The sequence below is a fragment of the Mycobacterium sp. DL440 genome, assembly GCF_011745145.1.
Taxonomy (GTDB): Bacteria; Actinomycetota; Actinomycetes; order Mycobacteriales; family Mycobacteriaceae; genus Mycobacterium.
The window spans coordinates 4469337-4485647 of record NZ_CP050191.1; the positions used below are offsets into that span (position 1 = coordinate 4469337).

A 16311-nucleotide genomic window follows, 5' to 3' on the forward strand; every position below is an offset into this window, starting at 1 on the left:
GACGCGTACCCTGAACAGTAACTATGTCGCTCACGACAACAACCCGCCCCAAGTTCTTGCTCACCATCGGCCTTGCCACGGCCATCGTCGGCACGGCCGCAGCGTGCTCTCCAGCCGCTGATTCACCGAGTACGCCGTGGGTGGCCACGCCGTCCCCGTCGTCCTCTGCCGCAGCGCCGAAATCATCGAAACCGGAGGCATCCGACTACAGCCACCTGCTGCTGCAGGCCGAAGATGTCAGCATTCCGCCGGACACGTTCACCGCGCGGTCGAGCAACGTCAATCCCGATGGTCAGTCCGGAGCCAGCGCGTTGTTCGTCAACGCCGACGACACCAGGGCGATCGCCGACACGATCCTGATCTACCCGGATGCCGCGACCGCCTCCGCGACCCTCAAGCAGGCGTCCGCGGCCGTCAGCACGATGGTGACCGGCGGGCAACCGCAACCGGTGCCCGTGGGTTCGAACGGCACCGTCATCGCGGGGACCGCGCCCGACGGCTCCAAGGCGGTGACGCTGCTGATGTACACCCAGGGGCGCGCGGTGGTGCGCCTCGAGTTCGACAGCAACCCTGACGATCCGGTGCCACCGCAGACGGTGGCCAGCGTCGGACGCATGCAACAGATTGCTCTGCGAATCGGCCTTCCGGAGCGCGAGTAACCCCCGTTCACGATGGGTATGCCCCAGGTCACGCCTTAATTATTGCCAGAAGGCCGCAAAAAACTGTAACGTGTTCTAGTTAGAGAGCACCGATACGGGAGGCCCACCGTGACTACCGAACATGCCGGCATCAGAGAGATCGACACCGGCGCCCTGCCAGACCGCTACGCGCGGGGTTGGCACTGCCTGGGACCGGTCAAGGATTTCCGCGACGGTCAGCCACACTCTGTTGAGGCATTCGGCACCAAGCTGGTTGTATTCGCCGATTCCGAAGGCGACCTGAAGGTCCTCGACGGGTACTGCCGGCACATGGGCGGCGACCTGTCGCAGGGAACCATCAAGGGCGACACCGTCGCCTGCCCGTTCCACGACTGGCGCTGGGGCGGCGACGGCAAGTGCAAGCTCGTCCCCTACGCCAAGCGCACCCCGCGGCTGGCCCGCACCCGGGCCTGGCACACCGACGTGCGCGGCGGCCTGCTGTTCGTCTGGCACGACCACGAGGGCAACGACCCGCAGCCCGAGGTCCAGATCCCGGAGATCCCCGAGGCGGCCAGCGACGACTGGACCGAGTGGCAGTGGAACTCGATGTTGATCGAGGGCAGCAACTGCCGCGAGATCATCGACAACGTCACCGACATGGCGCACTTCTTCTACATCCACTACGGTCTGCCGACGTACTTCAAGAACGTCTTCGAGGGCCACATCGCCTCGCAGTACCTGCACAACGTGGGCCGTCAGGACATCGGCGGCATGGGCACCCAGTACGGGGAGTCCCACCTGGATTCCGAAGCCTCCTACTTCGGCCCGTCGTTCATGATCAACTGGCTGCACAACAACTACGCCGGTTACAAGGCCGAGTCGATCCTGATCAACTGCCACTACCCCGTGAGCCAGGACGCATTCATGCTGCAGTGGGGCGTCATCGTCGAAAAGCCCAAAGGCATGGACGAAAAGACCACCCAGAAGCTGGCCAACGCGATGACCGAGGGCGTCAGCCAGGGCTTCATGCAGGACGTCGAGATCTGGAAGCACAAGACCCGCATCGACAACCCCCTGCTGGTCGAAGAGGATGGCGCCGTCTACCAGATGCGCCGCTGGTACCAGCAGTTCTACGTCGACGTCGCCGATGTGACGCCGGACATGACCGACCGCTTCGAGATGGAGATCGACACCACCGCGGCCAACGAGAAGTGGCATGTGGAGGTTGAGGAGAACCTGAGGATCCAGGCCGAGCAGAAGTCGGCCGAGAAAGAAACAGCGCAGTCCTGATGACGACACGCAACGAGCGGAGCCAGGCCCCCGATGTCGAGGACCTGGCCCGCTCGATGCTGTTGCTGCACGGCGCGCATGACGATGACGATCATCACGCCGGCAGCGGCAGCAGTGCGGGTTCATCGTCCGGGTCATGGTCCAAGGCACCGGATTTCGCGTCCGATCCGCAACGCGCCGCCGCGGTCCGCGAGTCCAGCGCACGCGACCGCGAGCGCTACCTGACCTCAGGCCTGGTGTCGGTGGACTGCCGGTTCTGCCACGTGGCGGTCCAGGTGAAGAAGCTCAGCGCGGAACACACTTCGGTGCAGTGGAATTCCGAGGCGGTGCAGCGCTGTGCGACTTTCGAGGAGATCCGTTCCACCGGTGGGGATCCGGCCCGGGTCCGGTCATGCCCGCGACTGACCGACAGCATCAAACATGCGGTGGCCGAAGGGTGCCTGGAGGAAGTGTCCTCCGCCCCCTCTCCCGGCGACGGCTGATTTTCACAGCCCCTTGAACCGCTCCTTGACCGTCTCGGAGGTCAACCCGTAGTCGGCCAGTGAGTAGGTGTGCTTCGGTGCGCGCGGCCCCTGCTTGCTGGCGTTGTGACTGTCGATCATTGCCTGCCGCGCGGCATCGGTGAAGTCAATCCCGAACGTGCGGTAGATGCCTTCGACCGCACCGATCGGATCCTTGATGAACTCGAAGTAGTCCACATCGCAGAACTGGGCCGGATCGTGCCTGGCCCGTTCGGTGTTGAACAGCTCCAGGCCGCGCGACCAGGTTTCCATGGCGTCTTCGCCGATCACGTTCCCGGTGAACGTGTTGGACCAGCCGGCGGTCGTGTGCTGCGACAGCGAGCACATCGAGGCCATGATGGTCTCGGCCGGGCGGTGGCACTGGACGACGAGGGCATCCGGATACGTGGCGAACAACGCATCGAGAGCGAACAGGTGACTGGGGTTCTTGAGCACCCAACGCTTTTCGGCCTCGTTGAGGCCGATCAACTGCAGGTTCTTGCGGTGCCGCGCATACGGCTTGGTCCAGTCCTGGTGGGCCAGCCACTGTGAGTAGGTCGGTACATGGGCCAGCGTCTCGTAGGACACCGAGTGCAACGACTGACGCAGCAACTGCCAGCATTCCTCGACCTCATCCGCGGTCATGAAATGCAGCCCGGTGTAATCCGGGTTCTCCTCATGCGCCTGCTTGAACCGGGCGTCGAGCGCACTGAAGACCGGGTTGTCCGGCCAGGTTTCCCGCGGCGGCCGCGGCTGCGGGAACTCCGCCAGCCACATCTCCAAACCCTGATGCATCGGGTCCGCGGCCAGTAACCGGTGGATCACCGTGGTCCCGGTGCGCGGCAGACCGGTGACGAAGATCGGCCGCTCGATCGGTACGTCGACGTGCTGCGGGTACTGCTTGAACGCGGCCTCCGAGACGAGACGGGCCACCAGCGCATTCCGGGTGAAGAAGCGCTGCATCTTGCTGCCGAGCTCGGTCAGATCGGCGTCGCGCTGGTAGGACTCCAGCAGCACCCCGAGTGCTTCGGTGTAGTTGTCGTCGTCGGCGCCGAAATCCTCCAGACCGCACGCCTTTACCGCCGAGGCGTGCAGATCCTCGACAGTGCCGACGTTTGTGCGTGCAGTGCTCATGCTTTGTATTCTCCACAGTTCACATCGAGGGCCTGGCCGGTGATGCCGCTGGACAGGTCGCTGGCCATGAACAGGATCGCCGAGGCTACCTCGTCCTCGGTCGGCAGCCGCTTGAGGTCCGAACCGGCCGCCGACGCGTTGTAGATCTGCTCCACGGTGGTGCCGTACTTCTGCGCCTGATGGTTGAAGTAGCCCTCCAGAGTTTCACCCCAGATGTAGCCGGGCAGCACCGAGTTGACCCGGACACCCTTCTCCCCCAGCTCGGTTGACAGGGTCTGGGACATGGCCAGCAGGGCCGACTTGGCCATCTTGTAGGCGCCGTACTTGGCCTGCGAGTGCCGCACGACCATCGAATTCACATTCACCACGGAGCCTTTGGCGGCTTCCAGGGCCGGAGTGAAGCCCTGGGTCATGCGCAGTGCGCCGAACACGGTCAGCTCGATCGCGTCCCGCATGTGCTCGAAGGTGGTGTTCGCAAACGGCTTCATGGACGGCACCCGGAACGCGTTGTTGATCAACACGTCAGCCTTGCCGTACTCCTCCATGGTGCGGGCCACCACGTTGGCAACCTGCTCCTCGTCGGTGATGTCGGTGCCCACCGCGAGCGCGCGCCGGCCCAGTGCCGTCACCTCTTTGGCCACGTCCTCGAGCCGCTCCACCGTGCGGGCGGCCAACACGAGGTCGGCGCCGTTCTCCGCACATCGGCGGGCCAGCGTCGTCCCGAGCCCGGGCCCGACACCGCTGATGACGACAACCTTGTTCTCGAGCAGTCCGGCCATCGGTCAGCCCACCATCCTTTCGCCAATAAGTTTCTGACGCAGCGCAATCCGCGCTCGCCACTCGTCGTCGGAAATCTTGTTGCTCTCGTAATACGGCAGTTTCTCGGCCAGCGAGCCGATGTCCACCAACTCTGCGGTCGGCCCGTCCTCGGCGGTCAGCTCACGCGAGACCCGCTGCCAGCGGAACTGCAGGTATCCCTTGGCGTGGCCCAACGTCTCACACCAGTTGGTGACCCCGGGATTGTTCTCGGACACCACGATCCGGATCTTGCCGTCCGGGTCGGCTTGCGCCTGAGTGCCGTTCAGCGAGGTCTGGTGGTTGATGTAGTCGAGAGAGATGTACCAGAGACTACCCAGCTGGAAGCCCAGGTAGGGCGCATCCGACACCGGCAGCGTGATGATCATCGCTTGGTCCGGTGTCATGTCGTAGTGCCCGACCGACGAGTATTGGGTGGCCAACCCGCCGGGAGTCAGGCGCGGTGCGGTCAGCTCGTTGACCGGCAAATTGTCGTAGAACCACTTCGGGAACTGCAGCCAGGTCTTGACCCGCTGCACGAGTTGCTTACCCGCAGTGGCGTAGCGCTTCTCGATGAGTTCCCGGGTCAGCGGCGCCGGCGCGGTGCCGGCGGTGTCGGTACGCGAGATCGCGAAGGTGCCGCGCTGCGCCGACCAGTCGTTGTAAACCTCGCGGATAACCAGCTGCGAAGGCGTGGCCGGACTGAACCGCCACTCGAAGGTGCCGTCGGCGGCGATGTCGAGCTTGCGATCGTCGAACGCGGTCTCACTGTCCGGAACGTTCGCGTCGGTGTACTCGCCGCCCAGCAGCTGGAAGCTGACGTCGGTGGTGGTGCCCCGCCGTCCGGTGACGACGTACTCGTGGCCGGGTTGAACCCGGGTGCCGAAGTACATGGTGTCGGGGTTGTCCAGGCCCATCTTCGTGAACGGCCCGGTTCCGCTGTGCAGGAACGGGTGTTCGCGGTCGTAGTCGAATGCGACGTGCGTGCACGCCGCGATGCATCCGGCCAGGTACTGCAGGCCCTCGAGGAGATCGGCGTCCGAGGAGATGAACGGCGCGGCGGTCACCAGGCGTTCCGCCTCGGCGATGGCGTCGGCCAGTGGTTGTGAGTACATCCAGCATCTGCTCTCTCGGTCCAATATTGGACCGCAGTGGTAGAGTTTCCTACCCGACACTAGAACGCGTTCCAATTCGAGTCAACGCCCGTTTGTCGCCAGGGAGGATCGATGTCAGACGCCGAGCCGGCCGGCCGCGCCTCACCACCCACTGCCCGCGTGGTGGCCATCCTGGATTTCCTCTCCCGCCACCCGCAGGAGCGGTTCGGGCTCTCCGAACTCACCCGCCGGGTCGGACTGAGCAAACCGACCTGCCTGGGCATCCTGAGCGCCCTCACCGAATCGGGCTACCTGATCCGGGACGGCGAAGACAAGACGTACCGCCTTGGGCCGAGCCTGATCTCGCTCGGCCACGCGGCACAGGAGTCGATGCGCGTCAACCCGGCCGCCCGAGCCGAGTTGCACGCGCTGTCAGCCACTTTCGATACCTCCGCGGGCCTGACCGCCGTGGTCGACGACCGCATCACCGTGCTGGAGGTCGTCGGACCGCCCGGCCGCGACGCCGGCGTACGGGTCGGGCAGAGTTATCCGTTCGCGCCGCCGGTCGGCTTGATGTTCGTGCTGTGGGACGACGCCGCGTTGCGGGCCTGGCTGGCCAAGGCACCGACCATCCCGCTGCGCACCGAATCTGCCCGGCTACAACGGGTTATCGAAAGCTGCCGCGCTGACGGATATCTGGTGGAGCGCCTGACCCCCGGCGGCCGCAGGCTCTACGCGCTGATGGCAGGGATGTCGACCAACCTGCCCGACGAGCTCCGGGCGCTGCTGAGCGAGTTGGTCTCCGACATCGGCGAGCGGGTGTACCTGCGCGACGAGGAGCCACCCGGTGTGCACAGTGGCCGCATCCGTTCGGATATCAGCGTCATCTCGGCGCCAGTCTTCGACCACTACCGGCGTCAGGTGATGGCAGTGTCACTGCACATCGGAACGGCCTTGACGGACAAGGAGATCGCCGATCGGGCCCGGGCATTGGTGGCCACGGCCGACGCGTTGACCGAACAGCTGGGCGGCATCAAGCCGACGCGGTGAAGCCGTTCAGAAGTTGTTGCAAGTGTCGAAGACCGTCTGCAGCAACCCCAGATAAGGCTGATTGGCCGGTTGAGCAGCGATGCCCTCGGCCATTCGCTGACGCTGATCCCGCGGCGCCTCGAGGAACTGCCCCAGAACCGACTGCACTGCCGGTGAAGCGCCGGCCATGGGACTCTGCGCATTGAGCGCACCCATCACCTGCGAATAGCTACAGCTGGTGTTCACAGCCGAATCAAGCCTGGGATCTGCAGACGCGACCCCCGCGCCGGCAGACAGGGATGTTGCCAAAACGCCGACGGCGACAGCCACTTTGATCGGCGATAGTTCAATCATGCGCAGACCTCCTCCCCCCGATGCCCGGGACTCTACCCGCCCAAAGTGAATGCGCTTAGGGTTTTGGCAATTTGCTACACCGACCGAAGATTCTGCCATTTGCCCAATTTGTCGATTTGTCGCCGCTATGCAGAACAGGCGCAGGCAAATCAGCGTTCGTCGGGCGGAAGCAGTAGCGAGCGAGCTACCGACCGGGGAGCCGTGTCCCTCAACAGCGCACTTGCCGGCCGCTGGCGCACCCGCTGCGGCCACCAGAACCAACGTCCCAGTAGCGCGGCGATGGACGGCGTCATGAGCGCACGCACCACCAACGTGTCCAACAGCAGGCCTATGCCGATCGTGGAACCCACTTGGCCGATGATCCGCAGATCACTCACCACCATCGACATCATGGTGAACGCGAAAACCAGTCCCGCGGTCGTCACCACCTTGCCGCTACCGCCCATGGCGCGGATGATGCCGGTGTTGATCCCCGCGCCGATCTCTTCTCTCATCCGCGACACCAGCAGCAGGTTGTAATCGGAACCGACCGCCAAAAGAATGATCACGGACATCGCGAGCACGAGCCAGTGCAGGTCTATCCCGAGAATGTGCTGCCAGATCAGCACCGAGAGCCCGAAGGCCGCACCCAGCGACAGCGCCACCGTGCCAACGATGACCAGCGCAGCGATCAGGCTGCGCGTCACCAGCAACATGATGATGAAGATGAGGCACAGCGCAGCGACTCCCGCGATCAGGAGGTCATAGGTCGAGCCGTCCCGCATGTCCTTGAAAGTCGGTGCGGTACCGGCCAAGTAGATCTTGGCGCTCTCCAACGGGGTGACCTTCAACGCTTCTTCGGCCGCCTTGACCACCGCGTCGACCCGCGAGATGCCTTCAGGTGTCGCGGGATCCCCGCGATGCGAAATGATGAAGCGGGCCGACTTCCCGTCGGGCGAGAAAAACAGGGTCATCGCACGCTTGAAGTCCTCGTTCTGGAGGACTTCGGGCGGCAGGTAGAAGGAGTCGTCGTTTCGGGCGGCGTCGAATGCCTGGCCCATCGCCGTGGCGTTCGCGCTCATCTCATCCATCATCGCGAGGGTGCCGGCCATGGTGCTGTGCATGGTCAGAATCGAGGCTCTCATCGCCTTCATGCTCGCGATCATCTTCGGGAACTGCGCCATCAACTGCGGCATCAGCACATCGAGCTTGTCGGTCTCCTGACTGAGCTCACGCAATTTGTCAGAGACCGCATCGACCCCGTCGATCGAGTCGAACAGGGCTCTTGTCGACCAACAAAATGGGATGTCGAAGCAATGCGGCTCCCAGTAAAAATAGTTGCGGATCGGCCGGAAGAAGTCGTCGAAATCAGCGACGTGGTCCCGTAGCTCATCGGTGACAGCTTCCAACTCGCGCGTGTTTACCGTCATTCGATGTGTCGTGGTGGCCATTTGCTGACCCACACTGGAAAGATGCTGGGTGACGTTGATCATTGTGGTCAGATCATCTGCCTGTTTCAACAGGTCCTTCATCCGATCCTTCTGGAACGGCATTACCTGTTTCTGATTGGCACTCTGCAAGCTGAGCAGGAACGGTATCGAAGTCCGGTCGATCGGGTTGCCCTCGGGTCGGGTTATCCCCTGCACGCGCGATATGCCCGGGACGGCGAAAATCCCCTTGGCCACCTTGTTCAAGATCAGCAGATCTGATGGATTGCGCATATCGTGGTCGGCTTCGACCATCATGATGTCAGGCGTCATTCGGGACTGCGGGAAGTGCCTCTCGGCCGCCGCATACCCGACGTTGGCCGGAATGTCGGCAGGTACGTAAAGGCGGTCGTTGTAGCTCGTCTGATAAGCCGGTAGAGCCAACAACCCGGTCAGTGCGATTGCGCAGGCGGTGACGAGAATGGGTCCCGGCCATCGGACGATCGCCGTCGCTAGCCGCCGCCACCGCCGGACGCTGATCTTGCGCTGGGGTTCGAAGAGCCCAAAACGACCGCCCACCGCGAGCACCGCCGGAACGAGCGTGAGTGCGACGGCGACCGCGACCACCATCGCGACCGCGGTCGGAAGGCCCATCGTCTGGAAGTAGGGCAGTCGGGCGAAACTCAGGCAGAAGATGGCTCCGGCGATGGTCAGCCCAGAGCCCAGGACGACCTTCGCCACACTCCGATATGTGGTGTAGAAGGCGGTTTCCCGATCTTCGCCGGCTTGCCGTGCCTCCTGATATCGGCCGAGGAAAAAGATGCCGTAGTCGGTTCCCACCGCGATGCCCAGCGATACCAGCAGGTTGACCGCGAACGTGGACAGCCCGATGACCTGGTGCAGACCCAGGAACGCGACCACCCCACGAGCGGCCTGAACCTGGATCCCCACCATGACGAGAAGGAGGACTGCGGTGACCACGGAACGGTAGACCAGGAGCAGCATGGTAAGGATCACCACGAGAGTGACGATGGTGATCTTGATGATGGATTTGTCCCCGGCGTGGTTCATGTCTGCGACCAACGGCGCGGGACCGGTGACGTAGGCCTTCACTCCCGGCGGAGCCGGTGTGCGAGCCACGATGTCGCGAATGGCTTCCACTGACTCGTTCGCCAAGGGTTCGCCTTGGTTACCAGCCAGATTCAGCTGGACATAAACGGCCTTGTTGTCTGCGCTCTGGACCGCCGGCGCGGTGAGGGGATCGCCCCAGTAGTCCTGCACGTGCTGCACGTGGCGGGTGTCGGCCTTCAACTGCCGCATCAGGTCGTCGTAGTAGCGGTGCGCCTCGTCGCCCAAAGGTTGTTGGCTCTCGACGGCAATCATCGCCACACTGTCGGAATCCGATTCGCCGAAGTTCTTGCCGATGCGTTGCATCGCATGGAACGACGGGGCGTCTTTGGGGACCAGCGACACCGAATACTGCCGGCCGACGTGTTCGAGCGACGGAATGGCGAAGGTCGCAACCGCGACGAACACCAACCAGCCGAGGATGATCGGCACCGCCAACCGGTGAATCGTCCTCGCAATACGCGGTGGCCCGTTACGCACCACGGTCAGCGTTCGTCGGGATTGAGCAACAGGGAACGGACCAGCGGTCGGGGCCCGATGGGCCTCAGCAGCGCACTGGCCGGTCGCTGCCGAACGTGCAACGGCCACCAGAACCATCGGCCCAGTAGGGCCGCGATGGACGGTGTCATGAAGGCACGTACGACCAGGGTGTCGAATAGGAGACCGATACCGATGGTGGAACCGACCTGGCCGATGGTGCGCACATCGCTGGCCAACATCGCCAACATGGTTGAGGCGAACACCAGACCGGCGATCGTCACCACCTTGCCGCTGCCGGCCATGGCGCGGACGATGCCCGTATTGATGCCCGCCGGGATCTCCTCTTTCATCCGGGACACCAACAACAGGTTGTAGTCGGAACCGACCGCCAACAGGATGATGAGTGCGATCGCGAGCACGATCCAGTTCAACTGGATGCCGAGGATGTGCTGCCAGATCAGGACCGACATGCCGAACGCCGCACCGAGAGACAGCGCGACCGTTCCCACGATCACCATTGCGGCAACCAGACTCCGAATCATGATCAGCATGATGATGAAGATCAGACACAGTGCGGCAATACCCGCGATCAGGAGGTCATAGGTCGACCCGTCCACCTGATCTTTCGCCATCGCCGAGCTGCCCGTGAGATAGAGCCTGGCGTTCTCCAGCGGTGTTCCCTTGAGCGCCTCCTCGGCCGCAGTCCTGATCGGGCCGACCCGCGAAATGCCTTCGGGCGTCGCCGGATCGCCTCGCTGCGAGATGAGCAGACGCGCCGTCTTTCCGTCCGGCGACAAGAACACGTCCATGACCCGCTTGAAGTCCGCGTTCTTGAATACATCAGGCGGGATGTAGAAAGAATCGTCATTCTGGGCATCGTCGAAGGCTCGGCCCATAGCCGTTGCGCCATCGGACATCTCGTCCATCTGAGCCAGGATCCCCGCCATGGTGCTGCGCATCGTCAGCATCATGGTCCGGGTGCTCTCCATTGTGGCGATCATGGCTGGAAACTGGGCGATCATCTGCGGCATGAGAATGTTCAGCTGATCGAGGTTGCCGATCAGCTGATGCATCGAGACGGTGAGCTTGTCGACACCGTCCAGCGCCTCGAAAAGCGATTTGATGGACCAGCACAGCGGGATGTTGAAACAGTGAGGCTCCCAGTACAGGTAATTGCGCACAGGGCGCCAGAAGTCGTCGAAGTCCGCCATGTGGTCCCGCAGCTCCAGCGTGGTGTCTTCGAGTTCGTGTGTCTTGCCCACCAGACTGTTGGTCGTGACGGCGAGTTGCTGCATCAAGCCGTACATGCGTTGCATCACGGCGATGGTCTTCGAAATCTCGTCGGCCTGGGTGAGCAAGTCGTTCATGCGGGCCTTCTGAAACGGCAAGAGCTGCAGTTGGCCGGCATTCGAGGCGCTGATGATGAACGGAATCGTCGTGTGCTTGAGGGGAATACCCTCCGGCCGGGTCGCGGCCTGCACGCGGGCCACCCCGGGGACGGCCAGAATGCCCTTGGTCAGCTTGTTCAGCACCAGAAAATCGGACGAGTTCCGCATGTCATGGTCAGCCTCGACCAGCAACACATCGGGCGAGGCCATCAGCGACTGCTGAAAATGCCTGCCGGCGGCCTCGTACCCGGCATTGGCAGGAATGTCTTTCGGTAGATACTTCTGGTCGTTGTAGCCGGCCTGATATGCGGGCAGCGCCAACAGCCCGATCAATGACACTGCACAGGCGGCGACGAGAATGGGTGCAGGCCAACGAACGATTGCCGTGCCGATGCGGCGCCATCGGCGAGCAATGATCTTGCGTTTGGGCTCGAACAATCGGAATCGACTGCCCAGCGCAAGGACCGCCGGGATCAGCGTCAGTGCCACCGCAACCGCCACGAGCATGCCGAGGGCACACGGAATGCCAAGGGTCCGGAAGTACGGCAAGCGGGTGAAGCTGAGGCAGAAAACGGCACCGGCGATGGTCAATCCAGATGCCAGCACCACCTTGCCGACGCTGCGGTAGGTGGTGTAAAACGCCAGTTCCTTCTCCTCGCCGGCCTGGCGCGCCTCTTGGTAGCGCCCGACGAAGAAGATGCCGTAGTCGGTGCCGGCTGCGATGCCGAGAGTCACCAGAAGATTGACCGCATAGGTTGACAGGCTGATCAGGCCCTGATCGCCGAGAAGTGCCACCACTCCTCGGGCCACCTGCAGCTGGATGCCCACCAGGAACAGCAGGATCACGGCCGTGAAGATCGAGCGGAAGAAGAACAGCAGCATCGTCAGGATCACCGCGAGGCTCAGGCCCGTCACGAGGAGGACGGTCTTGTTGCCGCTCGCGCTCAGGTCAGCGACCATCGCCGCCGGCCCGGTGACATATGCCTTGACCCCCGCAGGAGGTGAACTTCGGTCGACGATGCCCCGGACCACTTCCAGGGACTCATTCGACAGCGGTTGGCCAAGGTCGCCCGCGAGACCCATCTGGACGTACACGGCCTTGTTGTCGGCGCTCTGCGCCGCGCCGGACATGAGCGGATCTCCCCAGAAATCCTGCACATGCTGCACGTGGGTCGGGTCGGCCTTCAGCTGGCGGATCAGATCGTTGTAATACCGGTGTGCCTCATCACCGAGTGGTTGGTCGCCCTCCAGCACGATTATCGCCGCGCTGTTCGAGGTCGCTTCGTGGAAGTTCCTCCCCATGCGTTGGACCGCCTCGAACGATGGCGCGTCGTTGGGGATCAGCGATACGGAGTGCTCCTTCTCCACTTGCTCCAGCGGAGGTACGACGGCGCTCAACACATATGCGATCACCAACCAGCCGAGGATGATCGGCACCGCCAGCACGCGGATCATCCTCGGGATGAACGGCGGTTTGGCCTCCGGAGTCGGACCAGGAGCCGGGCTCGTCGTCGGGCTGCTCATGCGGCCTTCAGAAGGCAGTAGGTGAAAGCGCTTTCGCCATTCTCGACTCTTTCCGACTTCACCTTGTCATCGATGATGATGCGGCAACCGATTGTGTTGCTGTCACCCTGCGCGATGACATTGACCATCGATGTGGCCTCGCTCATCGGGAAATTCAATGACCATGGCAGGGTTGCCCCTTCGACGAACTGCGGCTCGGCGTCGACGTCGAAGTAGCTGATGTTGGCGACGGTCCCGGGCGGGCCAAATACCTCGTACACCAACTGCTTAGGGTCGTAGGGCTTGCGTTCTCCGAGTTCGGTGTCGGCGTAAGCAGGGCGGGTCTCAGAGCCGAAAACACGATGCAGCCGCAGAACGGTGAATCCTCCGGCACCCAGGATCACCAATATCAACAGCGGAATCCACACCCGCTTCAGAACCCCCACTATCAAGTACCCCCTGAATCCGCGGTCTAGTCCGGACCATCCACGCCGCAGGAGCCGGCGAAGCACATCGACCGCAATCCTCGGCGAGACATCGGCAATACTGATGCGGTTGGCATTCGAATCCAGCCAGGCGGAGTGGTCACGGCAGACACACGATAGCTCGGGCAGGACAGTTCGAACCTGACAAGTACATCACTCAGGCCACCTCCATATCGGTCCATTCCCAAGGTGATACGGGATCGTAATGCATATCGCACACCGTCGAAGTGGGAACGGAATTTAACGCAGCTAATAGTCTCGCGTCCCTGGGCAATCGCTGCGGGACAGCTGTGGGCCATGACAATTCCGTGGTTTCTACGCACGGCCGCAGGCATCGACGAGGAAGAAGTCCAGGATTGCCGCGTTCACCGCGTTCGGCCGCTCCAGGAAACCGAGGTGACCGGCATCGGCGATCTCGAGATATCGCCCGTTGGGCAACGCGTCTGCCACCTCTGCTCCCAGATACGGCGGCATCACAAGATCGTCGGCAAATCCGATGACAAGGACGTCGGTGGTGATCGTCCGGTAGGCGGGTCTCCGATCGCTCTGCGGCGCGACGCCATACTGGGCGCGAATACCCGGTGTCACCTTCGCCGGCCACCTGGTGAACATGTCGATCCAGTCACGTACGGCTTCCTCATCATTCAGCGTTTTCGGTGAAAAGCTCTCAAGCAAGCGAAGTTTCGCATCATAGGTGGCGGGTAGCCGCGCCCCGGCACTGGCCAGGTCCTCTTCGGCGGTACGGAAGAATTCCCGCGTACGGTCGTGACGTGCCCGGGTAGCCATCAACGCAGCCTGACTGACCAATTCAGGGTGGTGCAGCATCAATTCTTGTGCGATATATGAGCCCATCGAGACTGCCACCACCCGGACCGGGGCAATATCGAGTCGCTCGATCAGCTCGGCCGTGTCAGCGACCATCGTCGCCGAACTGAAGCCGTCGGTTTCCGATGTTGCGCCCACACCCCTGTTGTCGAAGGTGATCACCCGATATCCGGCGGCGCGGAATGCGGGTACCTGATGGAGATCCCAGGTCCGACCGACCCCGCCTTGACCGGCGATGAACAACACTGGCTCCCCGTCGCCGCCGTGATCGGCGTAGGCAAGGTTCACTTTCCATTCCCCGAACAGGCACTCACGCGTCCAGCCTGGCGAATTCGCCCTGCCGGTACTGATCGACACAGGCGGCGCGCCGGACCTTGCCACTCGTGGTGATCGGGATCGAACCGGGCGGCACCAGAACAAGATCTGCCACTCCCAGGCTGTGTGTGTTGAAGATGGCCGAGGTCACATCACGCTTGACGGCTGAGAGTTGCTCCGCGGGCACATCGGGTGACTCCGGCCGCTTCCTGAATTCGATGATAACGACCAGCTTTTCGGTAGGGCCGTCCGGGACCGCGATGGCTGCACACCGGCTGCGGCTGACCTCCTGGACCGTCGCCTCGATGTCGTCGGGAGAGTGATTACGCCCGTAAACGATCAGCAGATCCTTGATCCTGCCGATGACGTACAACTCGTCGTCGAACATGAATCCCGAGTCCCCGGTACGCAACCAAGGGCCTTCTGGCGTACCCACTGCCGGAGCGGCAATCCTTGCACCGAAGGTTGACTCGGTTTCATCCGGCCTGTTCCAGTAGCCGCTTGCGACGTTGTCGCCGTACACCCAGATCTCCCCGACGCTTCCGGGTAGACACTCGGCGTGGGTCTCGGAGTCGACGATCCTGATCGTCGGCGAGGCGGGAATACCGTAGCTGACCAGGGGTGTACCTACCCCGTTCTGGCAGCGCTGCGCAATACCGGCGGTCAGCGGTTCCGATTCGAAGCGCACGATGGCCGGCGGTTTACCCGATTCCCGCGTCGCGATGTACACCGTGGCTTCAGCCATCCCGTAGGAAGGTCGTATCACCGCCGGGTCCAGGTTGTGCCTGGCAAACCGCTGGGTGAACCGCTCGAGTGTTGCCGGGTGCACTCGTTCGCTACCCGTGATGATGGCGAGCACATTCGACAGGTCAAGCCCGGCCATGTCGTCGTCCGATGTCTTGCGCACCGCCAGTTCGAACGCGAAGTTCGGTGCGGCCGTGTAGGTGCGACCGTTCGTGGCCAGCATCTGCATCCACCGGGCGGGACGTTGCAGGAACGCCACTGGGCTGATCAGCACGGCCGGCACTCCGGCAAGCACCGGCGCGCACACCCCCAGATACAAGCCCATGTCGTGATAGAACGGCAGCCAGGACACGATGGTGGAGCCTTCGGGAATGACATTGTTGAATTCCGCGAAGTAGCCCGACGTCAACTGTTCGTAGTTGGCCAGCAGGTTTCGGTGCGACATCATCACTCCGGCCGGCCGCCGGGTCGAACCGGACGTGTACTGCAAATAGGCTGTGTCCGTCGCACTTTCGTTCCCCAACCCACCGCCTGCCGGGGCACCGAAATCCAGCGTGTCAACCTCGACGATCGCCGGAGCCCACACGGAATCCGATCTCACATACTCGGCCACTATGCCGGCGACCCCCGAGGTGGTGAGGATGACCGTTGGCGCCGCGTCTTGGAGCACCGAGCTGACCCGCTCATCGCTAACCCCCCCGAGCGGAACCGCCAGCGGAACGGCCATTCGCCCCGCCTGCATCGCGCCGAAGAAGGCGACGATGTAGTCCAGCCCCTGTGGCGCGAGTATGAGCGCACGGTCACCGGTTGAGCCGGACTTGCCGAGTTCTCGCGCAACGGCGCACGCCCGCCGGTACAGCTGCGAGTACGTCAAACTCTGCGCCGAGCCGTCCCAATCATTTTCGTAGTCAACAAACGTCACCGCAGTGTCGTCGCCCTGCAGACCAGCACGTTCTTGCAGCAGCGTCAAAATGGAAGCCTCGCCCACGGAAGTCAGACTATCGCGGTAAGCGTGCCGAGATATCCGGAACAGCCAGCAAACTAAATTTGAGTAGCCTTACGAATCACATCCACGTCATTCCGCGCCAACGTGCCAAAGTGAGCGAAACACTGACACGAAAGCGGCGAAATGCCTCTGATCTTGACTGTTAAGGCTTGAGCAGGCGAAAGGGCCCGAAGTAGTTGAAATCGCCTACATCTCAC

The 16311-nt window shown here is 62.8% G+C and carries 13 protein-coding genes; 4 read left to right on the plus strand and 9 right to left on the minus strand.

All coding sequences use genetic code 11. The features are described 5' to 3' along the window. Positions 1-23 precede the first annotated feature (23 nt). The 3 genes from HBE63_RS21915 to HBE63_RS21925 all read left to right on the plus strand — a co-directional run bounded on the left by HBE63_RS21915 (position 24) and on the right by HBE63_RS21925 (position 2410). Entirely contained in the window at positions 24-659 is a 636-nt protein-coding gene (locus tag HBE63_RS21915; protein WP_166906621.1) for a hypothetical protein, read from the plus strand. 108 nt (positions 660-767) lie between these two features. Then, complete coding sequence (locus tag HBE63_RS21920; protein WP_166906622.1) at positions 768-1928, plus strand: Rieske 2Fe-2S domain-containing protein; 1161 nt, start codon at positions 768-770, stop codon at positions 1926-1928. Further along, positions 1928-2410 (plus strand): hypothetical protein, encoded by a 483-nt coding sequence (locus HBE63_RS21925; RefSeq protein ID WP_166906623.1) that lies wholly within the window; start codon positions 1928-1930, stop codon positions 2408-2410. Before HBE63_RS21920 ends, HBE63_RS21925 begins: the two co-directional genes overlap by 1 nt. Positions 2411-2413: 3 nt before the next feature. Here the strand turns inward: HBE63_RS21925 and HBE63_RS21930 are convergent, their stop codons facing one another. From HBE63_RS21930 to HBE63_RS21940, 3 genes are read right to left on the minus strand one after another with little or no spacing between them, the layout of a single operon-like run. Then, entirely contained in the window at positions 2414-3562 is a 1149-nt protein-coding gene (locus tag HBE63_RS21930) for a sulfotransferase (protein WP_166906624.1), read from the minus strand. Further along, complete coding sequence (locus tag HBE63_RS21935) at positions 3559-4341, minus strand: SDR family oxidoreductase (RefSeq protein ID WP_166906625.1); 783 nt, start codon at positions 4339-4341, stop codon at positions 3559-3561. The genes HBE63_RS21930 and HBE63_RS21935 overlap by 4 nt, the downstream gene beginning before the upstream one ends. Before the next feature lie 3 nt (positions 4342-4344). Further along, on the minus strand, positions 4345-5472 hold the full coding sequence (locus HBE63_RS21940; protein ID WP_166906626.1) for a hypothetical protein: 1128 nt from the start codon (positions 5470-5472) through the stop codon (positions 4345-4347). Between the two features lie 111 nt (positions 5473-5583). Here HBE63_RS21940 and HBE63_RS21945 point away from each other — a divergent pair, with 111 nt between their 5' ends. Next, positions 5584-6501, plus strand: a complete 918-nt coding sequence (locus tag HBE63_RS21945; RefSeq protein WP_166906627.1) for an IclR family transcriptional regulator — start codon at positions 5584-5586, stop codon at positions 6499-6501. A 6-nt stretch (positions 6502-6507) separates the two neighbouring features. Here HBE63_RS21945 and HBE63_RS21950 read toward each other — a convergent pair whose 3' ends face one another. The 6 genes from HBE63_RS21950 to HBE63_RS21975 all read right to left on the minus strand — a co-directional run bounded on the left by HBE63_RS21950 (position 6508) and on the right by HBE63_RS21975 (position 16096). Continuing rightward, on the minus strand, positions 6508-6726 hold the full coding sequence (locus tag HBE63_RS21950; RefSeq protein WP_243858212.1) for a hemophore-related protein: 219 nt from the start codon (positions 6724-6726) through the stop codon (positions 6508-6510). A 257-nt stretch (positions 6727-6983) separates the two neighbouring features. After that, a complete protein-coding gene (locus HBE63_RS21955; protein ID WP_371815050.1) occupies positions 6984-9857 on the minus strand; it encodes an RND family transporter in 2874 nt (957 codons plus the stop codon). Then, a complete protein-coding gene (locus tag HBE63_RS21960; RefSeq protein WP_166906629.1) occupies positions 9854-12760 on the minus strand; it encodes an RND family transporter in 2907 nt (968 codons plus the stop codon). The genes HBE63_RS21955 and HBE63_RS21960 overlap by 4 nt, the downstream gene beginning before the upstream one ends. After that, complete coding sequence (locus HBE63_RS21965; RefSeq protein ID WP_305848721.1) at positions 12757-13167, minus strand: MmpS family protein; 411 nt, start codon at positions 13165-13167, stop codon at positions 12757-12759. The genes HBE63_RS21960 and HBE63_RS21965 overlap by 4 nt, the downstream gene beginning before the upstream one ends. A 372-nt stretch (positions 13168-13539) precedes the next feature. Further along, positions 13540-14337: an alpha/beta fold hydrolase gene (locus tag HBE63_RS21970; RefSeq protein WP_166906630.1), complete on the minus strand. Its 798-nt coding sequence runs from the start codon at positions 14335-14337 to the stop codon at positions 13540-13542. A gap of 22 nt (positions 14338-14359) precedes the next feature. Further along, on the minus strand, positions 14360-16096 hold the full coding sequence (locus tag HBE63_RS21975) for an AMP-binding protein (protein WP_166906631.1): 1737 nt from the start codon (positions 16094-16096) through the stop codon (positions 14360-14362). Positions 16097-16311: the final 215 nt, after the last annotated feature.